General features: G+C 73.4%; 24 protein-coding genes. 9 read left to right on the top strand and 15 right to left on the bottom strand.

The genetic code is table 11. The features are described 5' to 3' along the window. Positions 1 to 330 precede the first annotated feature (330 nt). Both OHA81_RS10830 and OHA81_RS10825 read right to left on the bottom strand, forming a co-directional pair. Positions 331 to 1,683, bottom strand: coding sequence for a carboxyl transferase domain-containing protein (locus tag OHA81_RS10830; RefSeq protein ID WP_329195005.1), 1,353 nt, complete (start codon positions 1,681 to 1,683; stop codon positions 331 to 333). A gap of 109 nt (positions 1,684 to 1,792) precedes the next feature. Next, entirely contained in the window at positions 1,793 to 2,506 is a 714-nt protein-coding gene (locus tag OHA81_RS10825; protein ID WP_329195003.1) for a hypothetical protein, read from the bottom strand. Positions 2,507 to 2,576: 70 nt separating this feature from the next. Here OHA81_RS10825 and OHA81_RS10820 point away from each other — a divergent pair, with 70 nt between their 5' ends. After that, entirely contained in the window at positions 2,577 to 3,017 is a 441-nt protein-coding gene (locus OHA81_RS10820) for an Lrp/AsnC family transcriptional regulator (protein WP_329195001.1), read from the top strand. Between the two features lie 382 nt (positions 3,018 to 3,399). On the opposite strand, the gene OHA81_RS10815 is transcribed toward OHA81_RS10820, so the two are convergent. Both OHA81_RS10815 and OHA81_RS10810 read right to left on the bottom strand, forming a co-directional pair. Then, positions 3,400 to 4,995, bottom strand: a complete 1,596-nt coding sequence (locus OHA81_RS10815; protein WP_329194998.1) for a sensor histidine kinase — start codon at positions 4,993 to 4,995, stop codon at positions 3,400 to 3,402. Next, positions 4,992 to 6,029: a rod shape-determining protein gene (locus OHA81_RS10810; protein WP_329194997.1), complete on the bottom strand. Its 1,038-nt coding sequence runs from the start codon at positions 6,027 to 6,029 to the stop codon at positions 4,992 to 4,994. Before OHA81_RS10810 ends, OHA81_RS10815 begins: the two co-directional genes overlap by 4 nt. Before the next feature lie 223 nt (positions 6,030 to 6,252). On the opposite strand from OHA81_RS10810, the gene OHA81_RS10805 reads away from it, so the two are divergent. After that, positions 6,253 to 6,951 (top strand): esterase/lipase family protein, encoded by a 699-nt coding sequence (locus tag OHA81_RS10805; RefSeq protein WP_329194995.1) that lies wholly within the window; start codon positions 6,253 to 6,255, stop codon positions 6,949 to 6,951. A 115-nt stretch (positions 6,952 to 7,066) separates the two neighbouring features. Here the strand turns inward: OHA81_RS10805 and OHA81_RS10800 are convergent, their stop codons facing one another. Then, on the bottom strand, positions 7,067 to 7,663 hold the full coding sequence (locus tag OHA81_RS10800; RefSeq protein ID WP_329194993.1) for a hypothetical protein: 597 nt from the start codon (positions 7,661 to 7,663) through the stop codon (positions 7,067 to 7,069). Positions 7,664 to 7,897: 234 nt separating this feature from the next. Between OHA81_RS10800 and OHA81_RS10795 the strand changes: the two genes are divergently transcribed. After that, a complete protein-coding gene (locus tag OHA81_RS10795; protein ID WP_329194991.1) occupies positions 7,898 to 8,746 on the top strand; it encodes a hypothetical protein in 849 nt (282 codons plus the stop codon). Between the two features lie 20 nt (positions 8,747 to 8,766). On the opposite strand, the gene OHA81_RS10790 is transcribed toward OHA81_RS10795, so the two are convergent. Further along, positions 8,767 to 9,189: a MarR family winged helix-turn-helix transcriptional regulator gene (locus OHA81_RS10790; RefSeq protein ID WP_329194989.1), complete on the bottom strand. Its 423-nt coding sequence runs from the start codon at positions 9,187 to 9,189 to the stop codon at positions 8,767 to 8,769. A 114-nt stretch (positions 9,190 to 9,303) separates the two neighbouring features. Here OHA81_RS10790 and OHA81_RS10785 point away from each other — a divergent pair, with 114 nt between their 5' ends. From OHA81_RS10785 to OHA81_RS10775, 3 genes are all read left to right on the top strand, one after another. Further along, entirely contained in the window at positions 9,304 to 10,326 is a 1,023-nt protein-coding gene (locus tag OHA81_RS10785; protein WP_329194988.1) for an NADP-dependent oxidoreductase, read from the top strand. A gap of 65 nt (positions 10,327 to 10,391) precedes the next feature. Then, entirely contained in the window at positions 10,392 to 10,814 is a 423-nt protein-coding gene (locus tag OHA81_RS10780; protein WP_329194987.1) for an organic hydroperoxide resistance protein, read from the top strand. A gap of 147 nt (positions 10,815 to 10,961) precedes the next feature. Then, positions 10,962 to 11,795 (top strand): EI24 domain-containing protein, encoded by an 834-nt coding sequence (locus OHA81_RS10775; protein WP_329194985.1) that lies wholly within the window; start codon positions 10,962 to 10,964, stop codon positions 11,793 to 11,795. A gap of 19 nt (positions 11,796 to 11,814) precedes the next feature. On the opposite strand, the gene OHA81_RS10770 is transcribed toward OHA81_RS10775, so the two are convergent. Together OHA81_RS10770 and OHA81_RS10765 are read right to left on the bottom strand one after the other, a co-directional pair. Then, entirely contained in the window at positions 11,815 to 12,528 is a 714-nt protein-coding gene (locus tag OHA81_RS10770; protein ID WP_329194984.1) for a carbon-nitrogen hydrolase family protein, read from the bottom strand. 128 nt (positions 12,529 to 12,656) lie between these two features. After that, entirely contained in the window at positions 12,657 to 13,238 is a 582-nt protein-coding gene (locus OHA81_RS10765; protein WP_329194983.1) for a TetR/AcrR family transcriptional regulator, read from the bottom strand. Between the two features lie 181 nt (positions 13,239 to 13,419). Between OHA81_RS10765 and OHA81_RS10760 the strand changes: the two genes are divergently transcribed. Continuing rightward, complete coding sequence (locus tag OHA81_RS10760) at positions 13,420 to 15,873, top strand: beta-glucosidase family protein (protein WP_329194982.1); 2,454 nt, start codon at positions 13,420 to 13,422, stop codon at positions 15,871 to 15,873. A gap of 94 nt (positions 15,874 to 15,967) precedes the next feature. Here the strand turns inward: OHA81_RS10760 and OHA81_RS10755 are convergent, their stop codons facing one another. Beyond that, entirely contained in the window at positions 15,968 to 16,864 is an 897-nt protein-coding gene (locus OHA81_RS10755) for an SGNH/GDSL hydrolase family protein (protein WP_329194980.1), read from the bottom strand. Positions 16,865 to 17,115: 251 nt separating this feature from the next. Here OHA81_RS10755 and OHA81_RS10750 point away from each other — a divergent pair, with 251 nt between their 5' ends. After that, complete coding sequence (locus OHA81_RS10750; protein ID WP_329194978.1) at positions 17,116 to 17,610, top strand: DUF3145 domain-containing protein; 495 nt, start codon at positions 17,116 to 17,118, stop codon at positions 17,608 to 17,610. A 69-nt stretch (positions 17,611 to 17,679) separates the two neighbouring features. On the opposite strand, the gene fabF is transcribed toward OHA81_RS10750, so the two are convergent. The 5 genes from fabF to OHA81_RS10725 all read right to left on the bottom strand — a co-directional run bounded on the left by fabF (position 17,680) and on the right by OHA81_RS10725 (position 22,594). Then, on the bottom strand, positions 17,680 to 18,945 hold the full coding sequence (gene fabF / locus OHA81_RS10745) for a beta-ketoacyl-ACP synthase II (protein WP_329194977.1): 1,266 nt from the start codon (positions 18,943 to 18,945) through the stop codon (positions 17,680 to 17,682). An 81-nt stretch (positions 18,946 to 19,026) separates the two neighbouring features. Continuing rightward, positions 19,027 to 19,275, bottom strand: coding sequence for an acyl carrier protein (locus OHA81_RS10740; protein ID WP_329194975.1), 249 nt, complete (start codon positions 19,273 to 19,275; stop codon positions 19,027 to 19,029). A 57-nt stretch (positions 19,276 to 19,332) separates the two neighbouring features. Next, positions 19,333 to 20,337, bottom strand: coding sequence for a ketoacyl-ACP synthase III (locus OHA81_RS10735; protein WP_329194974.1), 1,005 nt, complete (start codon positions 20,335 to 20,337; stop codon positions 19,333 to 19,335). 20 nt (positions 20,338 to 20,357) lie between these two features. Further along, positions 20,358 to 21,275, bottom strand: coding sequence for an ACP S-malonyltransferase (locus OHA81_RS10730; protein ID WP_329194972.1), 918 nt, complete (start codon positions 21,273 to 21,275; stop codon positions 20,358 to 20,360). Between the two features lie 89 nt (positions 21,276 to 21,364). Then, a complete protein-coding gene (locus tag OHA81_RS10725) occupies positions 21,365 to 22,594 on the bottom strand; it encodes a PucR family transcriptional regulator (protein ID WP_329194970.1) in 1,230 nt (409 codons plus the stop codon). A gap of 116 nt (positions 22,595 to 22,710) precedes the next feature. Here OHA81_RS10725 and OHA81_RS10720 point away from each other — a divergent pair, with 116 nt between their 5' ends. Further along, complete coding sequence (locus OHA81_RS10720; RefSeq protein ID WP_329194969.1) at positions 22,711 to 23,367, top strand: pirin family protein; 657 nt, start codon at positions 22,711 to 22,713, stop codon at positions 23,365 to 23,367. A gap of 52 nt (positions 23,368 to 23,419) precedes the next feature. Here the strand turns inward: OHA81_RS10720 and OHA81_RS10715 are convergent, their stop codons facing one another. Then, positions 23,420 to 24,238, bottom strand: a complete 819-nt coding sequence (locus tag OHA81_RS10715; protein ID WP_329202164.1) for a serine hydrolase domain-containing protein — start codon at positions 24,236 to 24,238, stop codon at positions 23,420 to 23,422. Positions 24,239 to 24,259: the final 21 nt, after the last annotated feature.

Raw genomic sequence — 24,259 nt, 5'->3', positions numbered from 1 at the left:
GCCGGCCAGTGCTCCACCTCGTGCGGGACGACGTACAGCTCGCCTTGGCCGAGGACCCCGTCTCCGTCGCGCAGGGGGTGTCCCGGACGCCTTCCGCCTCGAGCCGCAGGGGCGAGCCGCCTTCACCACGACCTGCGAGTCGCTGACCCTGCTGCCGGGCGGCCACACGCTGGTCGCCGGCGTCGAGGCCATGGTCGTCACCCACCACGACGGCACCGGCCGGATCCGGCTGCTGCCGGCCGGCGACGACAACGAGTTCCCGAGCAGATCACCCGTCTGTACACGGCGGACGTGAAGCTGCCGCGCCGCTCCTGAGGGCGCGAGGCGCTTCTAAGGGCGCGACGCCGGGGCGACCACGCCCCGGGCCACCCCCAGGGCCACCAGGTCCTGGGGGCGGATGCGCAGTTGGTCGGCCGTGGCGGGGGCGGCGGTCGGGGGGCGCTTGAGGATGGCCGCCGCCAGTTCCGGGGCGATCACGGAGAAGTAGCTGTCCGGGGTGACCCAGGTGTTCCCCGGCGCCGCCAGGGCGAGGGCGCCGCCCGAGCCGCCCTCGCCGATGAGGAGGGTGGTGACGGGGACGGTGGCGCCGGCCAGCGCCGCGAAGGTGTCCGCGATGGCTGCGCCGGCGCCCGCGTGTTCGGCGGCGGCGTCGTTGGCCGCGCCGGGGGTGTCGACCAGGGTGAGCACCGGAATGCCGAGCCGGTCGGCCAGGCGGATGACGCGGGCGGCCGTACGGTAGCCCGCCGGGCGGGTCGCGGTGCCGCACTGGGCTGCGTACGCGACGGGCCGTCCCTCGCGCAGCCCGAACCCGCACAGCATGCCGGGGTCGGTGCCGCCCGCGCGGTCCCCGGAGAGGGGCAGGCGGAGGGTGAAGTACGCGTCCAGGTACGCCTCGGCGCGCGGGCGGCCGGGGTGCCGGGCCTGCCGGACGGCGTCCCAGCCGGTCTGCGGCTCCTCCACGCCGGCCAGCGCGGCCGGGGGTGCGACGGGCCCGGCGGGGCGGGGCGCGGTCAGCACGCGGAGCCAGTCCGCCAGGGCGCCGGGCAGCTCGGGGGCGGGCACCACGGCGTCCACGTGACCGGCGGCGTACTGCCCCTCCGCGGAGTAGGCCGCCGGATCGGCGTCCGCCGGGCGCACCCGGGAGCCCGCGAAGCCGACCTGCGCCCCCGGCAGCGCGAGGACCACGTCGGCCCCGGCCCCCAGGGTGGCCCACCCGCCGCCGGTGGTGGGGTCGCGCAGGACGGCGAGCTGGGGGAGCCCCGCGGCCCGGGTCAGTACGCACTGGCGGGCCACGCGCTGGAGTTGGGTCAGCGCGAGCATCCCCTCCTGCATGCGGGAGCCGCCGGTGGCGATGAGGGAGACGAGGGGGAGGCGGTGCTCGCGGGCGTACGCGTACGTGGCTTCGAGCCGGTCTCCGGTGCGTTCGCCGAGGGACCCGCCGAGGAAGCCGAACTCGAAGGAGATCACGGCCGCTTCGTGACCGCCGATGCGGGCGGTGCCGGTGACGACGGACTCCTGCTCTCCGGTCCGCTCGGCGGCGCGGGCGCGCGAGTCGTCGTAGCCGGTCCAGCCGAGGGGGCCGTCGGGCGGTGACTCCCGCAGCGGGGCGGGGAGTTCGGCGAAGCTGCCGGGGTCGGTCACGGAGGCGATGGCCGCGCGGGCCGAGAGCCGGGTCGTCGTCACGCGGCCAGCCTAGGTCGTGGCGTCAAGGTCCCGCCCGGCCGGCGTTGCTTCGACGATGCTCCCCCGGAGAGGCGGATCGGGGACGCCCCCGGGGGGCGGGCGGGTGGGCTCAGGGGAGCGGGAGGGCGATCTTCACCGCGTAGGCGGCGACGAGTCCGTAGCCGAGGCGGAAGGTCCATGCGCGGGTGGTGTCGGAGATCCGGCTGCCCGCGAGGGCGGCGAGGGCGACGAGGGTCTGCTGCCAGAGGAGCGAGGCGGCGGCGACGCCGGCGAGGAAGGCGGCTCCGGCCGCGCCGGTCCGGAGGGTGGCGCCCTGGGCGGTGGTGAGGGCGGCGAAGTAGAGGGCGGTGGTGGGGTTGAGCGCGGTGAGTCCCACGTACCGTCCGAACGCCCTTGTCGCTGCCGCTGTCCCGGGGTCCCGCGCCTCGATCGCCGGCGGGGTTGAGTGGGGCCCCGGCGCCTCGATCGCCGTCAAGGCCGGGGGGTCGTCCCGCGTTTCGGAGGGTGGCCGGGGGGAGGTGCGGCGTCGGGAGGGGCGGGATGTGGTGAGGCCGTGGGCGGCGATGGCCAGGAGGATCAGGGCCGAGGTCAGGCGGACCCAGGCCTCGACGGGGGAGATGTGGGAAGCCGCCCAGGGGCCGACGGCGGTGGCGACGGCGGCGTAGCCGAGGTCGACCGCCGCGATGCCCGCGGCCGCGGCCACCGCCACCCGGCGGCGGCGCATCGCCTCCTGGATCAGCAGCACGCTCATCGCGCCCATCGGCATCGCCACGCCCAGGCCTGCGGCGGCTCCGGCGAAGGCCGGAGTCATCAGTTCGCTCATGGAGGAGAGGGTTCGGGCCCCGACCCGGCGGAAGGGCGCGAATATCGGCTCCGGCTGCGAGAATCGCGGGATGGACCGCCTCGACAGGGAAATCCTCGGGATCCTCCGGGAGGATGCGCGGATCTCGTACCGGGACCTCGGCGTCCGGGTCGGCCTCAGCGCCAACGCCACCGCCGACCGGGTGCGCCGGATGCGGCGGGACGGGGTGATCCGCGCGTTCACCGTCGTCGTCGACCCGGCCGCCGACACCCGGGGAGGGCTGGTCGTCTTCATCGACCTCACGCTCCGCCAGGACACCACCAACGAGCAGTTCGAGCAGCGGGTCGCGAAGCTTCCCGGGATCACCGAGGTGGTACACGTGACGGGGGAGTACGACTACCTCGTACGGGCCCGGGCCGCCGACCCCGCCGCCCTCGACGGGCTGCTGCGCCGGCTCAAGCGGGATGCCGGGGTGGCCCAGTCCAGCACCCGGATCGCGCTGCGCGCCGCCACCCGGCCCGGCACGGCCTGATCCGCACGGGGCCCAGAGTCGGGCCGGTGTTCACGGGCCCGGCGTTCGCCCGGCCGGACCGGTGATCCAGGTTCAGCGGTGTGGAGATACCCCTCTGGGCCCGCTGGGTCCTCCTGGGATCGGCGTGCTCGGCCTGCTCGGTGCCCACGCGGCCCTGCGCGGGTACCGTACGGCGGCCCCGGGCGGCCCCGGCCGCACGGGCGCCGCGCTCGACGCCGCCGAGTCCCTGCTCGGTGTGGTGCTGCTGGGCGCGCTCGCCTTCGGGCGGTTCGGCGCCGCCGTGTGCGCCCTGGCGGCGCAGGGGCCGTCCTCGGTACGAAGGCGGTCCGCGCCGCCAGCCGTCGCCGCGCCGTCGTGGCGAGGCGCCGGGCCGGAGAGACGGCTAGAGCTCCGACACCCACGTCACCTTCGTCCCCCGCGTCCCCGACTCCGTCCGTCCGTCGTCGCAGACCGTCAGCCGGACCCGGGAGGGGACCGCGTCGACCTTCACCTCGATGGCGGTGACCCCGGAACGACGGTGGGCCGCCGCCAGGGCGCCGCGCAGGGCGGAGAGCAGGTCGCCCGCCACCGGCTCGGGCACCAGGGCGTCCACCGCCCCCGTGAAGTGCACCGACGGCTGGAAGCCCAGCAGCACCGCCGCGCCGCCCGTCTCGCGCAGCACCCGGCCCCGGAACGTCGTCGGGGCGTCCGTCGGGGGCTGCTGGAGCGCGAAGATCGTGGTGCGGACCTCCTGGATGGTGGAGTCCAGTTCGTCCACGGCCCGCCCGAGTTCGGCGCCGACCGTGTCCCCGGTCGCGGCGGACGCCGAGCGCTTCTTCGTGCTCTCCAGCATCATCTCCGTCGCGAACAGCCGCTGGACCACCAGGTCGTGCAGGTCGCGCGCGATCCGGTCGCGGTCCTCGTAGACGGCCAGCTGCTCGCGGTCGTGCTGTGCGTCCGCCAGTACGAGGGCCAGCGCGGCCTGGGAGGCGAACTGGGAGGCCAGCAGCCGGTCCACGGCGTCGTACGGGCGTCCGCCGCGCGCCCGCGGCAGGGCGAGGGTGCCGATCAGCCGGCCGCCGCTCTGCAGCGGGAGCATCATGCTCGGGCCGAACCGTTCCCGTACGTGGGTGGTCATCCGGGGGTCGGTCGCCGAGTCCTCTATGAAGACCGCCTCCCCGCCGAGCAGTTGTTCCAGGACCGCCGAGCCGGGGGCGATGGTGGTGCCGACGAGGTCACCGGGGTCGCCGTGCGTGGAGGCGGCGACGATCTCCATGCCGCCCTCGGGGGTGGGCTGGAGCACCACACCGGCCATCGCGTCCGCCAGCAGCCGGGCCCGGTCCGCCACGCACATCAGCGCGTCGGCCGCCGGGCGGCCCGCCAGCAGGGTGGTGGTCACCGCGGCGGCGCCCTCGATCCAGCGCTCCCGGCGGCGGGCGGTCTCGTAGAGGCGGGCGTTGCCGATCGCTATCCCGGCCTGGGAGGCCAGTACGCGCAGCAGGGACAGGTCCTCGTCGGTGAAGCGGCCGCCGCCGCGCTTCTGCGTGAGGTAGAGGTTCCCGAAGACCTCCGTGTGCACCCGGATGGGTACGCCGAGGAACCCGCGCACCGGGGGGTGCCCGGGCGGCAAGCCGACCGCACGGGGATCCAGGGCCAGGTCGTCGAGCAGCAGCGGGCGGGGGTCGCTGACGAGCGCGCCGAGCACCCCGGTGCGGCCGTCGGGCAGCCGGGGGATCGCGGCCCGCTGGTCGGCGGTCAGGCCGGAGGTGAACAGCTCGGTCAGCAGGCCGCGCTCGGGGTCGACGACCCCGAGCGCGGCGTAGCGTGCCGCGCACAGGTCGGCGGCCGAGTCCACGAGGTGCTGGAGGGTGCTGCGCAGCTCCAGCTGCGACCCGACGGCGAGCACCGCCTCCAGCAGCACGGGCAGGCTCGCCGGGACCTCTGCGCCGGAGTCCTGGCCGGACCGGCGTTCCGGGTCGTCGGATACGTGCGGCGTCATTCGGTCAAGGGGTTGAGGACCATCGGGGCGATCTTTCCTTCCAGCATCGCGCCCAGACCCATCACCGCGCACACGTCGGGGCGTTCCGCGATGGCGACGGGCATCCCCGTCGCGTCGCGCAGCATCTGGTCCAGGCCCGGCAGCAGGGCGCTGCCGCCGACCATCATGATGCCCCGGTCCGTCAGGTCGGCCACCAGGTCCGGCGGGCAGTCCCGCAGCACCTTGCCGATGCCGTCGAGCACCGCCGTCAGCGGGGTGTGGATGGCGTCGCGCACCGCCGCGGTGTCCACCTGCACGGAGCGGGCCAGCCCCGTGGCCACGTCCCGGCCGTGGATGAGGGTGGAGGCCGGGCCCTCGGCGGTGATGCCGTTGCCGTGCAGCGCCAGCTGGAGCGGCCGGACGGCCTGGCTGGGGAGCATCAGCTCGTGCGCGTGCCGCAGGTGTTGCACCACGGCGTGGTCGATGGCCTCCCCACCGACGGGGATCCGCTCGGCGGTGACGATGGAGCCCAGGGACAGCACCGCCACCTGGGTGGCCGCCGCCCCGCACACCATGATCATGGTCGCGGTCGGCTGCTCCACGGGCAGGCCGCAGCCGACGGCCGCCGCGATCAGGGTGTCGACCAGCTCGACGCGCCGGGCGCCGAGGCCGACCAGCGTCTCCACCGCAGCCCGCTGCGCGAGCGGATCGGCGTCGTGCGGGGTGCAGGCGGCGGCCCGCAGCCGGGGCTTGCGCCGCAGGGCGCGGCGCAGCTTCTCGCCGAGCAGGTGACGCAGCATCCGCTGCGCCATCTCGATGTCGACGACGGTGCCGCCGGAGACGGGGCGCACCACCCGGATGTAGTCGGGCGTACGGCCCGTCATCCGTTCGGCGAAGGTGCCGACGGCGATGAGGGCCCCCGTACGGGTGTTCACCGCGGCGACGCTGGGCTCGTCGACGACCAGGCCGGCGCCCTTCACGTAGACGCGGGTCCTGGCCGCCCCCAGGTCGACAGCGACGTGGCAGCGGCGCAACTGCTCAAGACTGACGGTCACGGCAGATTCCTCCGAGAGCGCTGACGCAAGAAGACCGGCGACTGCCGGTCGGACAACTCATATCTTCTCGGGTCAATAGGGTCACGCGCCTGTTGGGATGCTCCGGCCGAGGTGGGTCACGTGTGCCAGGCGGTGCTGCACAGGGGTGGTCTTCTGTACCGACAGGCGCCACGATGCGCGCACTGTCCGCGCTACCGGCGCGTAACGAGGTAAAGGGGAACCGATGCTGACGCCCCGCCAGGGACTGCCGGCCCTCCTGACGCTCTGCCTGACCCTCTGCGTCACCTTCCTCGCGCCGTCACCGGCCCGGGCGGCCTCCGGGGCGGCCGTCCGCAATCCGGTCGTCTTCGTGCACGGCTACAACGCCGATCCCGGGGTGTGGGGGTCGCTGCGCGAGGACCTGCGCGCCGACGGGTACGCCGACGCGGACCTCTTCTCCTTCGGTTACGACACCCACCAGTCGGTGAACGAGGTCCTCGCCGGGCAGCTCGGTGCCTACGTCGACCAGGTCCGCGGGCGGACCGGCGCGGCCAGGGTGGACATCGTCGGGCACTCCTTCGGCTCGCTCGTCAGCCGCTGGTACGTGAAGTACGGCGGCGGTACGGCCGCCGTCGCCCACTGGGTCTCGCTCGCCGGCCCGAACCACGGCACCTCCACCGCCTGGGCCTGCGCCCTGTGGGACCAGGCCTGCCGGGACATGACGCCGGGGTCGTACGTGGTGAAGAACCTGGCCGCCGGGGACGAGACGCCGGGGGCGGTCGCGTACGCCACCTTCTGGTCGGACTGCGACGAGGTGGTCAACCCGGACGCCAGCGTCCCGCTGGCCGGGGCCACCAACGTGGCGGTGGGCTGCCTGAAACACAACGACCTGCTCGGCGACGACGCCACCTCGGCCGGGGTGCGGGCCTTCCTCGCGTCCTGAACCGGGGGCCTGAACCGGGCGGGGCACGAACCGCGCAGGGCCTGAACCTCACGGGGCCTGAACCGCGCGGGGCGCGAACCTCGCGGGGCCGCGGCCGCCCCCGCCCGGCGGGGCCTCAGGCCGTCCCCGGCCGGACCTCCTGGAGGAGGCCGTAGGTGAACTCCGCCACCAGAGGCTCCCCCGACGCGGCGAAGGCCAGCCGCCACCGCGTCGGGGCCGTGCCCTCCATCGGGCGGACCGGCGCGAAGGCCCGCGCCACCTCGTCCACCGTCGCCGACCAGGCAGACAGGTCCCGCGCCGTCTCCAGTACGGGCCCCCGCGCGCCCGGGGCCCGCACGAGCCACTCGTTCCACACCGCGCCGTCGGGGCCGGCCAACACCTCGAAGCGCAGGTCGGGCCAGAGCGGCACCGGCCACAGCAGCGCCTCGCACTCCAGGTCGCCGATCCGCCGGTGTGCGGTGGACTCCGGTGGACCGAGCACCGAGCGGTAGCGGGCCAGCGCCCCGCGGGACCGGGGTGATCGGACCATGGCCTGCCAGCGCTTGTTCGCCTGACGCTGCTCCGCGAGCGAGGCGCCCAGGCGCAGCCGTGCCTGCTCGGCGAGGCCGGGCTGGAAGTCCGCCATCCTTCGCAGCAGCACCAGTTGGAAGGCGGCCGGGCCGAAGGCCCCCGGGGCGGCGGCCGGGTGCGGGTCCGGCGGGGTCGCGGTCATGGAAGACACGATTCCACACAGGATCCTTACGTTCCCGGAATCCCGCTGTTGCCGCCGACCACGTAGCCTGCGGGCCCTATGAATTACTGCCCCGCCTGCCAGAGGTACCTCAACGGCGCGCTCGCGTGTGCCGGATGCGGGACCCCGGCCGAGTACCTCATACCCGCCCCGCCGGCATCCGCCGCGGCGCCAGGCCATGAGCAGCACGGCCATGCGCAGCCGGGGTTCGCGCCGATGCGGGACCACCGGACGCAGGACGCCGGCTACGCCCCGCCGGGATACGGGGGCGGCGACGACCCCGGGCACGCGGGACACGGCGGCTACGCCGACCCCGGGAACACCGCGTACGCCGACCCCGCGTACGCCGACCCCGGGAACACCGCGTACGCCGACCCCGCGTACGCCGATCCCGGGTACGGCTCGAACGCCGGGTATGCCGGGCCCGCCTACCCTGCCTACCCCGCCTACCCGCAGCACCAGGACGTGCCCCCCGGCTCCGCTCCCGAGTCCGACGACCTCGACGCCGATTCGCTCGTGGTGCTGTCCGGGCCGGTGGACGGCCGGTCCCGGACGCGCGGCCGGGCCGCGGCCCGGGGTGGCAGCCGGACCCTGATCAGCGTCGGGCTCGGGCTGCTGCTGGCCACGGGCGGTTCGGTGGCCCTGGCCCGGATGACGACCGACAACGAGGGTGGCGGCCGGGCCGCCAAGGTCGAGCTGACCGACGAGGTCGGTCCCGAGACGCCGGAGCCGGCACCGGACGCGCCGAGCGGCGGGCCGCACTCCGGGGCGACGGGTACCGGCAAGGGCGCCGGGGGCGCGAAGGCCCCCGCGAGTGCCAAGAATTCCGCCGGGCCGAGCGGGTCCCCGAGCGGGTCCGCGCAGCCGGGCGCCGGGGCGAGCGCCTCCGCCTCCGGGGAACCGGGGCCGACGCCCACCGCCTCCGGGTCGGGGTCATCCGTACGACCCACCAAGCCGGGACAGCCCGCGCCCAGCACCTCCGGTACGACGAAGCCCCCCGCGCCGGTGCCCACGCCCACCCCGACGAAGAAGCCCAAGCCCACGTGCTGGTTCATCTTCTGCTAGCGGGGCCCGGCCGCTGAGGCTCAGCCCAGCATCCGCCTGAGCAGGTCCCGCAGCATCCCCCGCTCGGCGTCGGACAGCCCCGCCAGCGGTTCGCGCGCGAAGTCGAGCGACTCGCGCAGCCGGTCCGCGGTCAGCAGCCCCTCCTCGGTGGGGGCGGCCAGCTTCACCCGGCGGTCCGCCGGGTCCGGCCGGCGTTCGACCAGGCCGCGGGACTCCAGCCGGTCCACGATGCCGGTGATGTTGGAGGGCTCGCACCTGAGCTTCTGCGCGATCCGGCGCATGGGCATCGGTTCCAGGGACAGCAGGTTCAGTACGCGGGCCTGGGCGCCGGTGAGCTGGTGGCCGGCGGCCGCGTGCTCGTACTCCTGGTGGTAGCGGGCCACGACGTCGCCGATGAGCTCGACGACCTCAAGGGTCAGTGGGTCTGTGCGACGACTGGGCATGGATCTAGAGTACCCATTTACTTGACAACATGAAATATCCAGGAGCATGGTTGTTTCAGGTAGTGAAGCATTTGCCGCCGGGTTCCGTTTTCCCTCATGCCTCAGGAGCACCCCATGTCCCAGATTCCCGCCGTGAGCCGCGAGTGGCACCTCGTCCGCCGCCCGCAGGGCTGGCCCGTCGCCGAAGACTTCGCCCTGCGCGAGGTACCGGTGAACGCCGAGCCCGCCCCGGGCCGGATCCTGGTGCGCAACCTCCACATGTCCGTCGACCCCTACATGCGCGGCCGGATGAACGACGTGAAGTCCTACGTCCCGCCGTTCCGGCTGGACGAGCCGATGGACGGCGGCGCGGTCGGCGAGGTCGTCGCCTCCGCCGCCGAGGGCATCGCGGTCGGCGACCACGTGCTGCACGGCCTCGGCTGGCGCGAGTACGCCGAGCTGGACGCCAAGCACGCCACCAAGGTCGACGCCTCCCTCGCCCCGCTCTCCGCCTACCTGGGCGTGCTCGGCATGCCGGGCCTGACCGCCTACGCCGGTCTCTTCGAGGTCGCCTCCTTCAAGGAGGGCGACGCCGTGTTCGTCTCCGGCGCCGCGGGAGCGGTCGGCAGCCTCGTCGGCCAGTTCGCGAAGATCAAGGGCGCGTCCCGGGTGATCGGCTCGGCCGGCTCGGACGAAAAGGTGACGCTCCTCACGGAGAAGTACGGCTTCGACGCCGCCTTCAACTACAAGAACGGCCCCGTCGCCGAGCAGCTCAAGGAAGCCGCGCCCGAGGGCATCGACGTCTACTTCGACAACGTCGGCGGCGACCACCTGGAAGCCGCGATCTCCTCCCTCAAGGTGCACGGCCGCGCCACCCTGTGCGGTGCGATCGCCCAGTACAACGACACCGAGCCGGCGCCCGGCCCGCGCAACCTCGTGCAGGTCATCGGCAAGCGGCTGCGACTCCAGGGCATCCTCGTCGGCGACCACGCGGGGATCCAGCAGCAGTTCGTCCAGGACGTGGCCGGCTGGCTGCGCTCCGGTGAGCTGCGCTACGACGAGACGGTCCACGAGGGCGTGGAGAACGCCGCCGACGCCTTCCTCGGGATGCTGCGCGGCGAGAACACCGGAAAGATGATCGTTTCCTTCACCCGTTAGGCTCACTCCACACCGTCGTGATCGTGGGCGCGAGTCACGGCGATTCATATGGAGGATCCACTTTCATGTCCATCACGCAGTCCGACGTCGCGTACACCGCCGTGGCCACCGCCGAGAACGGCCGTGACGGTCGCGTCGCCACCCACGACGGCAAGCTCGACGTCGTCGTGAACCCGCCGAAGGAGCTCGGCGGCAGCGGCGAGGGCACCAACCCGGAGCAGCTGTTCGCCGCCGGCTACAGCGCCTGCTTCCAGGGCGCCCTCGCGGTCGTCGCCAGGAACGAGAACGCCGACGTCTCCGGCTCCACCGTCACCGCCGAGGTGGGCATCGGCAAGAACGACGACGGTTTCGGCCTGATCGTCAAGATCTCCGCCTCGATCCCGAACGTGGACGCCGCCACCGCCAAGGACCTCATCGAGAAGGCCCACCAGGTCTGCCCGTACTCCAAGGCGACCCGCGGCAACATCACGGTCGAGCTGGCCGTCTGACCGACGGGCCGGCTGACCGTCCGGCTGACTGGCTGACTGGCTGACCGGCTGACCGGCTGACCGGCTGACCGTCCGGTCCGCACCGCGGAGCCGAAGCGAAGGCCGCACTCCCCCGGGGGTGCGGCCTTCGCCCGTAAACTGGGCCGCATGGGTGATCTTGTGGGGGGTTTCCGGTACCTGCTCGCCGGACAGCGGTGGGTCTTCGCCAACGGCCGCTGGCTGGGCTTCGGCCTGCTGCCGGGGCTGGTCTCGCTGGTGCTGTACGCCGGCGCGCTCGTCGGGCTCGGGTTCGGCGCCGACGACCTGACGGCCTGGGCCACCCCCTTCGCCGACGACTGGTCCTCCCCGTGGCTCGGGCTGTTCCGCGGCTTCCTGACGGCCCTCGTGTTCGCCCTCGGGCTCTTCCTCGCGGTGATCACCTTCACCGCCGTGACCCTGCTGATCGGCCAGCCGTTCTACGAGTCCCTCTCCGAGCAGGTCGACAGGACCGAAGGCGGCGAGGTGCCGGAGTCCGGGCGGGGGCTGTGGGAGGACCTGTGGATCTCCGGCCGGGACAGCCTGCGGCTGCTGCTGCGGGTGGCGCTCTACGGGATCCTGCTCTTCGCCCTCGGGTTCGTCCCGGTGGTCGGGCAGACCGTGGTCCCGGCGATCGGGTTCTGCGTGTCCGGCTACTTCCTCACCCAGGAGCTCACCTCCGTCGCCCTCCAGCGGCGCCGTGTTGACCTCGGCGGGCAGTTGGCACTGCTGCGGGCGAGGCGGGCGCTGGCGCTCGGGTTCGGCGTGCCGCTGGTCCTGGCGTTCCTGGTGCCGCTGGTGGCGGTGTTCCTGATGCCGGGCGCGGTGGCGGGGGCGACGCTGATGGCGCGGCACCTGATGGGGGCGGATGCCGAGGCGGAGGACGCCGGGGACGCCGAGACGGCCTCGCAGACGGCCCCCGAGGCGGCTCCCGCCGGGGAGTTCGGTCCGCCGCCGTCCTGGTAGGGGGCCGCGCGCCGGCCGGTCAGGCCTCGATCGTGGCCGTCACCACGGACGGCGTACGGTCGTCCGCCTCGGCCACGAGGCTGCCGTCCGGCGCCCACACGGCGGCGCCGCCGCAGCCGGTCCACGGGCCCGCCGGGCCGACGTGGTTGGCCAGCACCACGTACATACCGTGGGCCCCGGCGATGCCCGGGTGGACGGTGGCCCGCTCCCGGACGCCCTCGCCCGTCCCGTACAGCGAGCTCGCCAGGTGCACCCGGCAGCCGTCCGCCGCGGCCCTGGCGGCCAGGTCCGGGAAGTGGTTGTCGTAGCAGACGCCGAGGCTGAAGCGGATCCCGCCGAGGGTGAAGCGGCCGTCGGCGGTGCCCGGTGCGAAGGCGCCCCGTTCGTGACGGTAGAGGTGCTGCTTCGCGTACGTCGTCACGTGCGCGCCGTCCGTGTCGTGGACCAGCGTGGCGAGGGCGGGCAGCGGGCCCGTGGTGCGCAGGGCGACGTTGACGGCGGTGGCGGTCCCGGCGGAGCGCAGCGGGTCCAGCCGGGGGTCGTCGGAGTCCGCCAGCCACAGACCCGGATCCCCGGCCAGGGCGTCCAGTTCGTAGCCGGTCAGGGTGAGTTCGGGGAACACCACGAGCTCGGCTCCCTGCTCCCGCGCGGCGGCGGCCAGTGCGGCGGCCGCGGCGACGTTGGCCGCGACATCGGCGGGTACACAGGTGAGCTGGGCTGCGGCGATCTTCACGCGCCCCAGGATGTCAGCCCCGTCCGCGGGGCCGACCTGGGGGTGGCGCGGCGCCGGGCCGTCCGGCCGTCGCCGTCGCCCCCCGCTCGCGGCGGTCCGCGAGCCGCTGCCCGGCCCGGGCGGCACGGCTAAGGGGCCGCCTGCGGGCCGCGGAGCAGGGTCAGGAAGGAGCGGAACGCGGCGGGCATGTCCACCGACTGCGGGGCGAGGAGCCACTGGTACTGGAGGCCGTCCATCACCGCCGTCAGCAGCGGGGCCGCCTCCTCGGGGGTGAGGCCGGAGGGGAGGCGGTCGCCGAACTCGGCGCGCAGCACCGCGGCCATCTCGGCGCGGACCTGCGCGTAGCGGTCGGTGAAGAACTCCCGGGCCGGGTGGCCGTCGGTGACGCTCTCGCCCAGCAGCGCCGAGAAGGTCTGCACGATGCCCGGGCGCATCGCGTTGTAGTCGACGAGGGAGGCCAGCAGGTCGAGCCGCCAGGTGTCCGCCGAGGCGCGCGAGCCGCCGCCGGTGTCCCAGCGGTCGCGCTCCTCCAGCACCGCGACCAGCAGTGCCTCCTTGGTGGGGAAGTAGTGCAGCAGCCCCTGCTGGGTCAGGCCGACGCGTTCGGCGACCGCGCCCAGGGACGCGCCCCGGTAGCCGCGCTCGGCGATCACCTCGACCGCGGCGCGCACGATCTCGCCGCGCCGCTCCTCGCTCCTCGTCCTGGCCATCGCCCCGGCACCCCTTCCCGTCCGCACCCTGCCCCGCCAGCAGGACCGTACGGCATGCTGATATCACAAGAACATCACGAGACCTACCGCTCTACAGGGAACGGGTCCACGATGGGCACACCGCACCGCACCGCACCGCACCGCGCCGCCCACCGCACCCACCCGACGAGGAGGCACGGCCGTGACCGATGCCGATCAGGCCCGTGAAGACGCCGTAGAGGCCGCGCTCGACAAGCTGGATCTCGACACCAAGACCCGTCTGCTGGCAGGTCAGGACATGTGGTCCCTGCCCGCCGTCCCCGAGATCGGGCTGGCGTCCCTGGTCATGTCCGACGGTCCCGTCGGCGTGCGCGGCGTGCGCTGGACCGCCGACGACCCGTCCGTCGCGCTGCCCTCCCCGACCGCGCTCGCCGCGGCCTGGGACCCCGCGCTCGCCCGCCGGGCCGGCCGGCTCCTCGCCCAGGAAGCGCGCCGCAAGGGCGTCCACGTACTCCTCGCCCCGACCGTCAACCTGCACCGGTCCCCACTCGGAGGCCGGCACTTCGAGTGCTACTCCGAGGACCCGTACCTCACCGGCGCCATCGGCTCCGGCTACGTCAGCGGAGTGCAGGACGGCGGGGTGGCCACCACCGTCAAGCACTTCGTCGGCAACGACGCCGAGACCGACCGCTTCACCGTGGACGACGTGATCGCACCGCGCACCCTGCGCGAGCTGTACCTCGCGCCCTTCGAGGCCATCGTCAAGAACGCCCGCCCCTGGGGCATCATGACCGCCTACAACCAGGTCAACGGCTCGTCCATGACCGAGCACCGGCACCTCGTCAACGAGGTGCTGCGCGCCGAGTGGGGCTTCGACGGGTGCAACGTCTCGGACTGGATGGCCGCACGCTCCACCACCGGCGCCCTCCTCGGCGGCCTCGACGTGGCCATGCCCGGCCCCCGCACCGTCTACGGCAGCGCCCTCGCCGGAGCCGCCCGCGCCGGGGAGGTCCCGCCGGAGGCGGTGGACGGCGCCGTGCGCAACGTCCTGCGCCTCGCCGCCCGCGTCGGCGCCCTGGAAGGCGCGCCCGCCGCCGTCACCGAACCTCCGGCCGGGATCGACGGTCAGGCGCTGGCCCGGGAGATCGCGGCCCGGGGCTTCGTGCTCGTCCGCAACGAGCCCGCGTCCGGCGGGCGGCGCGCCCTGCCGCTCGACACCGCGCCCGGCCGCACGGTGGCCCTGGTCGGCGCCGCAGCCCGCGACGCCCGGGTCCTCGGCGGCGGCTCGGCGACGGTCTTCCCCGAGCGGGTCGTCTCCCCGCTCGACGGTCTGGGAGCCGCGCTTCCCGCCGGGTCGCTCACGTTCAGTGTCGGCGCCGACCCCAGCGAGGAGCTCGTCCCGGCCGACAAGGGCTTCGAGCTCCGCGCGATCTGCCGCGACGCCTCGGGCGCCGTCCTCGGCGAAGGCAGCCTGCCGTCCGGCCAGGTGCAGTGGATCGGCGAGGACCTCCCGGCCGGCGCCACGTACGAGACGATGGCGAGCATCGAGGTCACCGGCACGTTCGTGCCGCGCGAGAGCGGCGAGCACGCCTTCGGCACCCGGGGGCTCGGCGTCTTCGCCCTCGCCGTGGACGGGCGCACGCTCTGGGAGGGCGTCCAGCGGATGGGCGAGGAGGCCGACCCGTTCGAGGCCTTCTTCGGCGCCCCCAGCGAACGCACCCGCACCACCTTGACCGCGGGGGAGCCCGTCGAGGTGTCCTTGACCTTCCAGGTGCCCGACGTGAGCGCCCTGCCGCTCAAGGCGATCATGTTCTCGCTGCTCCACCTGGGGCCCCGGCGGGACGCGGACGAGCTGATCGCGGAGGCCGTGGAGGCCGCCCGGGCCGCCGATACCGCCGTGGTCGTCGTCGCCACCACCGAGCGCGTCGAGTCCGAGGGCTTCGACCGCAAGGACCTGAGGCTGCCGGGGCGCCAGGACGACCTGGTCCGTGCCGTCGCCGCCGTGAACCGGAACACCGTGGTCGTCGTCAACGCCGGTTCCCCCGTGGAACTGCCCTGGCGCGCGGACGTGGCCGCCGTGCTGCTCACCTGGTTCCCCGGGCAGGAGGGCGGCGCCGCGCTGGCCGACGTACTCCTCGGGGAGACCGAGCCGGGCGGCCGGCTGCCCACCACCTGGCCCGCCGCGCTCGCCGACGCACCCGTCACCGAGGTCGTCCCCCGCGAGGGGCGGCTGGAGTACCGCGAGGGGCTCCTCATCGGGCACCGGGCGTACGAGGCCCGGGGGGTGAAGCCCGCCTACCCGTTCGGGCACGGCCTCGGCTACACCGAATGGGCGTACGAGGCGCTGGAGGTCACCGGGTCGGTGGCGCGGGTGCGGCTCACCAACACGGGCGCCCGGCCCGGGCGGGAGATCGTCCAGCTCTACCTGGCGCCGCTCGCCGACGACGCGGGGCGCCCGGCGAGCTGGCTGGCGGGGTTCGCACCGGTCGCCGCGGGCCCCGGTGAGAGCGTCGAGCTGGAGATCACCCTGCCGGACCGGTCCTTCGAGGTCTGGGACGAGAGCGCCGGCTCCTGGCGCCGCGTCGGCGGCGGATACGAGGTCCGGGCGAGCCGTGCGCACGGCGACACGCGGCTGACGGCCACTCTCCACGTCTAATGGCCGGAAATCACCCCTGAACCGGACCGGTGGAGGCCCCTGACGGCCCCCGCCGGTCCTCTCGCCCCGGCCCTGCCGCCGATGCCGCCGGAACTCAGCGCGGCAGCTCGGGCGCCGTCACCTGCCGGTGCGCGAGTTCCGCGAGCCGGGCCTGACCGGCCTTGCCCGGGTGGAACCAGTCCCAGCGGCTCAACTGCTCGGCCCCGAAGGGGTACTGGAACACGGCGCCGCCGTCGTAGCGGCAGAGCGGGTCCTTCGCGCAGACGCTGCGCAGCACCTCGTTGTACTCGACCACGCGCGCCCGGACGCGTTCCCGCCGGGCCGTCGCCTCCTCAGTGGACGACAGCGGCTCGGCCAGCATCGACTGGCAGATGCCGAGCTTCCACACCTGCCGGACCATCGGGGCGTCCTTGCCCTGCTCCCACAGCCGCTGCAAGTCCGGCACGGAGGACACGTACACCTGGGTCGAGGGGGACGCGGCCCGCAGGACGGCGAGGGCCTTCTCGAAGCCGTCCTTGAAGGCGGCGACCGAGGTCATGGAGGAAGTCGTGGGCCGGCAGGCGTCGTTCGAGCCGACCATCACCGTGACCAGGTCGGGCTTGTGCTCGGCGGCCGAGGCCAGCTGGCCCGCCAGGTCCGCCATCCGGGACCCGGTCACCGCGTAGTTCCAGCTGTTCGCGGGTGCATCGGCCTGCCCGAGCAGCCGGGTGGCGAGGGAGTCGACCTCGGGGTCGGCCCCGGTGGCCCACGAGACCTCCGGGCAGTCCGCCAGCACCGAACAGGCGTCGAACCCCCGGGTGATGGAGTCACCCACGGCGGCGATGGACTTCGGGGCGGTGTTCCAGCGTGGTCCGGCCTGCGCCCCCCGGCCGCTCTCGCTGCCCGGCCCGCCGCCCTCACAGGCCGTCGTGCCCCCTGCCAGCAGGGCGGCCGTCGCGACCGCCGCCGCGAGGGTCCGGCGGGTGCGTCGGCGCGGAGCGGTGGTGCCCATCGGGGTGGTCCCTCCCTCGTCGCCCCCCGTCCTGCGGGGGCGTCCTGCTGAGTGAATGCTCTGTGTCCACGGGGGTTCTGAGCGACCGTACGTCACACCGGGACCCCTGGCGCACGGTAGCTTTTTCCCGTGGCGTTTCGGCCGCAGGTCCCGCGACGCAATGTCAGATCATTTCCGTTACATTACATCTCGTCACATACTGTCCGTTTTCTGGAGTTTATTCCCGACCTCGTCCCACACTGGAGGTCCCGGTGACGACACGTGGAGTTCTGTACGTGCATTCCGCGCCGCGCGCGCTCTGCCCGCACGTGGAATGGGCTGTTGCGGGTGTTCTCGGGGTGCGGGTGAACCTCGACTGGATCAGGCAGCCGGCCTCCCCCGGCACCTGGAGATCCGAGTTCTCCTGGCAGGCCGAGGCGGGCACCGCCTCGAAACTCGCCTCCGCGCTGCGCGGCTGGCACCTGCTGCGCTTCGAAGTGACGGCCGAGCCCTGCCCGACGGCCGAGGGGGAGCGCTACAGCTCGACCCCCGACCTCGGCATCTTCCACGCCGTCACCGGACTGCACGGCGACATCCTGATCCCCGAGGACCGGCTGCGCGCCGCCCTCGCCCGCTCCGCGCGCGGCGAGAGCCACCTGGAGACGGAGATCTCCACGCTGCTCGGCAAGCCCTGGGACGACGAGCTGGAGCCCTTCCGCCACGCGGGCGAGGGCGCCCCGGTCCGCTGGCTCCACCAGGTGGTCTGAGCCGCTCCCGGTCAGGCGGAAGGCCCCGCCCGGCACAGCCGGGCGGGGCCTTCGACGTCGAACGGGGTATCAGACCGTGCGGAACGCCAGCGTCACGTTGTGGCCGCCGAAACCGAACGAGTTGTTGATCGCCGAGATCGGACCGTCCACCGGCAGCTTGCGCGGCTCACCGCGCACGATGTCCGCGTCGATGTCGTCGTCCAGCTCGTCGACGTTGATCGTCGGCGGGGCGATCCGGTGGTACAGGGCCAGCACCGTCGCGACGGTCTCGATACCGCCGGCACCGCCCAGCAGGTGACCGGTCATCGACTTGGTCGCGGAGATCGCGATGTGGTCGAGGTCGTCGCCCAGGACCTTGCGCAGGGCCTTCAGCTCGGCCGTGTCACCCTGCGGGGTGGACGTGGCGTGCGCGTTCAGGTGCACCAGTTCGGACGGGTCCAGGTCCGTGTTGTCGAGCAGGTTCTGCACGGCGGCCGCGACACCGCGGCCCGTCGGCTCCGGCTGCGCGATGTGGTGGCTGTCCGCGGACAGGCCCTGGCCCAGCACCTCGCAGTAGACCCGGGCGCCGCGCGCGGCGGCGTGCTCGGCGGACTCCAGCACCACGACGCCGGCGCCCTCGCCGAGGACGAAGCCGTCACGGGCCTTGTCGTACGGACGCGAGGCCTGCTCGGGGTTCTCGTTGTTCTTGGACATCGCCATCATGTTGGCGAACGCGGCGATCGGCAGCGGGTGGATCGCCGCCTCGGTCCCGCCGGCGACGACCACGTCGGCGCGGCCGGTACGGATCATCTCGACGGCGTAGCCGATGGCCTCGGCGCCCGACGCGCACGCGCTGACCGGGGTGTGCACACCGGCGCGGGCGTTGACCTCGAGGCCGACGTTGGCCGACGGGCCGTTCGGCATGAGCATGGGGACGGTGTGCGGGGAGACCCGGCGCACGCCCTTTTCCTTCAGTACGTCGTACTGGTCGAGCAGAGTGGTGACGCCGCCGATGCCGGAGGCGATCACGGTGCCCAGGCGCTCGGGGAGGACGGAGACGTCCTCGCCGGCCGGGGCGGTGTAGCCCGCGTCGGCCCAGGCCTCACGGGCCGCGATCAGCGCGAACTGCGCCGAACGGTCGAGCTTGCGGGCCAGCGGCTTGGGCAGGACTTCGCCGGGGTCCACGGCGGCCTGAGCGGCGATGCGGACCGGGAGTTCGGCGAAACGTTCGCCCTCCAGGGGCTTGACGCCGGAACGGCCGGCAAGCAGACCTTCCCAGGTCGAAGCGCTGTCGCCACCCAGCGGAGTGGTTGCGCCGATACCGGTGACGACCACGGTGCGATTGGTCGGGCTCACAGGAATTCTTTCTCCACGTCTCAGGGGGTGCTGAATTGTCACGGCGCCACCGCGGGGTGGCGACAAACGCTCGGCAGGCTCTTAGGCCTGGTTCTTCAGGATGTACTCAGCGGCGTCGCCGACCGTCTTGAGGTTCTTGACGTCCTCGTCCGGGATCTTGACGTCGAAGCGCTCTTCGGCGGCGACGACGACCTCGACCATGGACAGGGAGTCGACGTCCAGGTCGTCGGTGAAGGACTTGTCGACCTGGACGTCCTCGGTCGGGATACCGGCGATCTCGTTGACGATCTCGGCGAGACCCTCGACGATCTCTTCCTGGGTGGCGGCCATGAGGCGCTCCTTCTTTAGCTAATTGAATGATCAGGGAGGGAAAAAACGATCCCGGCCCTAGGGGAGGGTAACGACCGTCGCGGCGTAGACGAGCCCCGCCCCGAAGCCGATGACGAGCGCGGTGTCGCCGCTCTTCGCCGCTCCGGTCGCCAGGAGCCGCTCCATAGCGAGCGGAATCGAGGCGGCCGACGTATTGCCGGTGGTTTCCACGTCACGGGCGACCGTGACGTGGTCCGGCAGCTTGAGAGTCTTCACCATCGAGTCGATGATCCGCATGTTGGCCTGGTGCGGAATGAAGACGTCCAGGTCATCCGCGGTGATCCCGGCCGCGTCGAGCGCCTGCTGGGCCACCTTGGCCATCTCGAAGACGGCCCAGCGGAAGACCGCCTGGCCCTCCTGGGTGATGGCCGGGAACTTCTCCCCGCCGCCCTTGCCGAGGTACTCGTCCCACGGCACGGTCTGCTTGATCGTCTCGGACTTGTCGCCCTCCGAACCCCACACCGTGGGGCCGATGGCCGGTTCGTCCGAAGGACCGACGACCACCGCGCCGGCGCCGTCGCCGAACAGGAAGGCCGTCGCCCGGTCCTCCAGGTCGGTCAGGTCCGACAGGCGCTCGACACCGATGACGAGGACGTACTGCGCGGACCCCTCGACGACCATGCCCTTGGCCAGCGTCAGGCCGTAACCGAACCCGGCGCAGCCAGCGGAGATGTCGAACGCGGCCGGCTTGACCGCCCCGACCCGGTGCGCGATCTCCGTCGCCACGGCCGGCGTCTGCTTGAAGTGCGAGACCGTGGAGACGATCACGGCGCCGATCTGCTCGGGCGAGACACCGGCATCGGCCAGCGCCTTGCCCGAGGCCTCCACCGACATCGCGGCGACGGTCTCCTCGGGCGAGGCCCAGTGCCGGGTCGCGATGCCCGAGCGCGAGCGGATCCACTCGTCGGACGAGTCGATCGTCTCCAGGATCACCTCGTTGGGCACCACACGGGTCGGGCGGTAGCCGCCGACACCGAGGATGCGGGCGTACGGGGAGCCCTTGGCAGGCTTGATCTTCGACATGCTGAGGGGGGCTCCTTCTCTCAGGCCGCGTGCTCGGCGAGGAGCTCCGCGGCCTTCTGGAGATCGTCCGGGGTCTTGAGGGCGACGCTCGGAACGCCCTTGAGAGCGCGCTTGGCCAGACCGGTGAGGGTCCCGCCGGGGCACAGCTCGATGATCCCGGTGACGCCCAGCTCGGCGAACGTCTCCATGCACAGGTCCCAGCGGACCGGATGGGCGACCTGGCCGACCAGGCGGGCGACGACATCGGCGCCCGAGGTGACGACCCCGCCGTCCTTGTTCGACACGTACGTCAGCGCCGGGTCCGCCGGGGAGAGGGCCTGCGCGGCCTCCTCCAGGGTGGCGACCGCCGGGGCCATGTGATGCGTGTGGAAGGCGCCCGCGACCTTGAGGGCGACGACCTTCATGGAGCCTTCGGGCTTGTCGGCCTCCAGAGCGGCGATCTGCTCCAGGGTGCCGGCCGCCACGATCTGGCCCGCGCCGTTGATGTTGGCCGGGGCGAGCCCCAGCTTCTCCAGGTGCGCCACGACCACGTCGCGGTCGCCGCCCAGCACCGCGGCCATGCCCGTGGGGGTGACGGCCGCGGCCTCGGCCATGGCCAGGCCCCGGGTCCGTACGAACGACAGCGCGTCGGCCTCGCTCAGCACACCGGCGTACGCGGCGGCGGTGATCTCACCGACGCTGTGACCGGCGACCGCACCGAAAGCGGAGGGGGAACCCAGCGCAGAAGCGGACAGCAGACCCGCCGCGACCAGCAGCGGCTGGGCCACCGCCGTGTCGCGGATCTCGTCCGCGTCGGCCTTCGTGCCGTAGTGGGCGAGGTCGAGCCCGAGAGCGTCGGACCACCCCGCCACGCGCTCGGCGGCGCCGGGGAGTTCGAGCCAGGGAGTCAGGAAGCCGGGCGTCTGAGCGCCTTGGCCTGGAGCGACGAGTACGAGCACCCTCACACTCTCTCTTGTATTCGGCCCGCGCCGCCCGTGGGGACAGGGACGAAGAACCGTCGGGGTAATTGTTGATGTCCGACAAAAGTCTAGGACTGGAGATCGCCGTCGGCCAGACGCCCCAGGATCAGGGCGATCCGGAGCGTGAACGCGGAACGGACATCGGAGGGTGACCAGCCGGTGACGTCGGTCACACGTCGCAGCCGGTAGCGCACCGTGTTGGGGTGCACGAACAGCATCCGCGCCGCCCCCTCCAGGCTGCTCGCCTGCTCCAGGTAGACGCTCAGCGTCTCCAGCAGCGCCGAGCCCGCCTCCTCCAGCGGTCTGTAGATCTCCTCCACCAGCTGCTCCCTCGCCGAGGGATCCGCCGCGATGGCGCGCTCCGGAAGAAGATCGTCCGCCAGCACCGGACGCGGCGCGTCCTGCCAGGCCGTGCACGCCTTGAGCCCGGCCGCCGCGGCCTGCGCGGACTTCGTCGCGTTCAGCAGGTCCGGGACCACCGGCCCGGCCACCACCGGACCGGCCGCGAACGGGCCGATCAGCGACTTCGCCACCTGCAACGGGTTGTCGCTGCCGCCCGCGATGACCACGAGGCGGTCGCCCAGCACGCCCGTCAGCACCTGGAGCTTGTGGTGCCGGGCGGCACGCCGGATCGCCTCGACCGTCAGCTCGCTGTCCCCGTCCGGGGCGGTGCCCAGGACGACGCACACGTGCTCCGGCGAGTTCCAGCCCAGCGCCGCCGCCCGCGACAGCGCGCCCTCGTCCGCCTCGCCCGACAGCACCGCATTGACGACGAGGGACTCCAGGCGGGCGTCCCACGCACCACGCGCCTCGGCCGCCTGGGCGTACACCTGGGCGGTCGCGAAGGCGATCTCCCGCGCGTACACGAGCAGCGCCTCGCGCAGCACCGACTCGTCGCCCGGGGCCGCCACCTCGTCGATCGCGGTCTCCATGACCTCGATCGTCGTACGGACCATCTCCACCGTCTGGCGCAAGGTGATCGCCCGGGTCAGCTCGCGCGGAGCCGTCCCGAACACGTCCGTGGAGATCGCCTGCGGGGTCTCCGGGTGCCGGAACCACTCCGTGAACGCGGCGATGCCGGCCTGGGCGACCAGGCCGATCCACGACCGGTTCTCCGGCGGCATCGCCCGGTACCACGGCAGGGTCTCGTCCATGCGCGCGATCGCGTTCGCGGCGAGCCGGCCGGCGGACTTCTCCAGCCGGCGCAGCGTCGCCGAATGCGGGTGGGCGGGATGCGCGGCGTGCGCGGGACGCGCCGGGCCGGTCTCGGGGGAATGCTCACGTTCGGGTTGGGGCACGGGACAAGACTGCCTTATCGGTGACGGGGCGCGGAGCCGGGTCACCGGCACCCGCCCCCGCCGCGCCCGCCGCACCCGTCCCGGAAGGACGCGCACAGAGGTCTACGGTGGCCACCATGATTGACGTACGCCGCGCCGCAGACCGGTACGAGGGCGGGAACCCGGCCGCCGGGATCACCACCCGGCACGCCTTCTCCTTCGGGTCCTTCTACGACCCGGACAACATCCGCTTCGGGCCCCTGCTGGCCTGCAACGAGGAGTTGCTCCGGCCCGGCTCCGGTTTCGACGAGCACCCCCACAGCCAGACCGAGATCGTCACCTGGGTGGTGGAGGGCGAGCTCACGCACAAGGACAGCACCACCGGCCACACCGGCCAGGTCGGTGCCGGCGACGTGCAGCACTTCTGCGCCGGCTCGGGCGCGCGGCACATCGAACGCAACGACGGGCCCGTCCCGCTGCGCTTCGTCCAGACCTGGCTCGCCCCGCTCACGGCGGGCGGTGAGCCCTCCTACCGGCTCGTCCGGGGCCTCGCGGACGGCGAGGCCTGCGAGATCCCGGCCGCCGGGGCCGTCCTGCGCGTGCGGCGGCCCGGGGCGGGCGAGCGGATCACCGTGCCGGCGGCGCCCCGCGTCTACCTGCACGTCGTACGGGGCGACCTGCGTCTGGACGGCGAGGAACTCGGCCCCGGCGACTCGGCGCGCATCACCGGCGAGCCGGAGCTGCAGATCGTCGCCGGCTCCCCGGGCGAGCTGCTGATCTGGGAACTGCCCTGAACCCGTGCGGCGCCGGGCGACGCGGCGTCCGGCAAGATGCGAAAGAGACTGCCTAGCGCCCGCGCAGTTCTGCGAGGACCGCGTCGGTGAACGGGGTCCAGGCCTCCACGGCCCACGGGCCGAAGGCGCGGTCGGTCAGCGCCACGCACGCCGCGCGGGCGTCCGGGTCCACCCACAGGAAGGTGCCGGACTGGCCGAAGTGCCCGAAGGTGCGGGGCGAGGAAGTGGTGCCCGTCCAGTGCGGGGACTTGCCGTCGCGGATCTCCAGGCCGAGCCCCCAGTCGTTGGGGGACTGGTGCCCGTAGCCCGGCAGGACGCCCTTGAGGCCCGGGTGCACGACCGAGGTGGCCTCGGCGACGGTCCGGACGTCGAGCAGCCTCGGCGCCTGGAGCTCCGCGGCGAAGCGCACCAGGTCGGAGACGGTCGAGACGCCGTCCTTGGCCGGGGAACCGTCCAGGGAGCTCGACGCCATGCCCAGCGGCTCGAAGACGGCCTGGTGCAGGTACTCGGCGAAGGGGATCCCGGTGGCCTTGGCGATGTGGTCGCCGAGCACCTCGAAACCCGCGTTGGAGTACAGCCGGCGCCGGCCGGGCGGGCCCATCACCCGGTGCTCGTCGAAGGCGAGACCGCTGGTGTGGGCGAGCAGGTGACGGACCGTCGAACCCTCCGGTCCGGCCGGCTCGTCCAGTTCGACCGCGCCTTCCTCGTACGCGACGAGAGCGGCGTACGCGGTGAGCGGCTTGGTGACCGAGGCCAGGGGGAAACGGTGGTCCACGGGCCCGTGGGAGCCGGCCACGCTCCCGTCGGCGCGCACGACGGCCGCCGCGGCGGTCGGTACCGGCCAGCTCTCGATGGTCCGCAGGGTCTGCAAGGTCTCCGGGCTCTCCATGCG

It is taken from the genome of Streptomyces sp. NBC_00667 (assembly GCF_036226825.1).
Taxonomy (GTDB): Bacteria; Actinomycetota; Actinomycetes; order Streptomycetales; family Streptomycetaceae; genus Streptomyces.
Note: the sequence above shows the minus strand (reverse complement) of the source record. Positions and strands in the feature narration are given on the sequence as shown.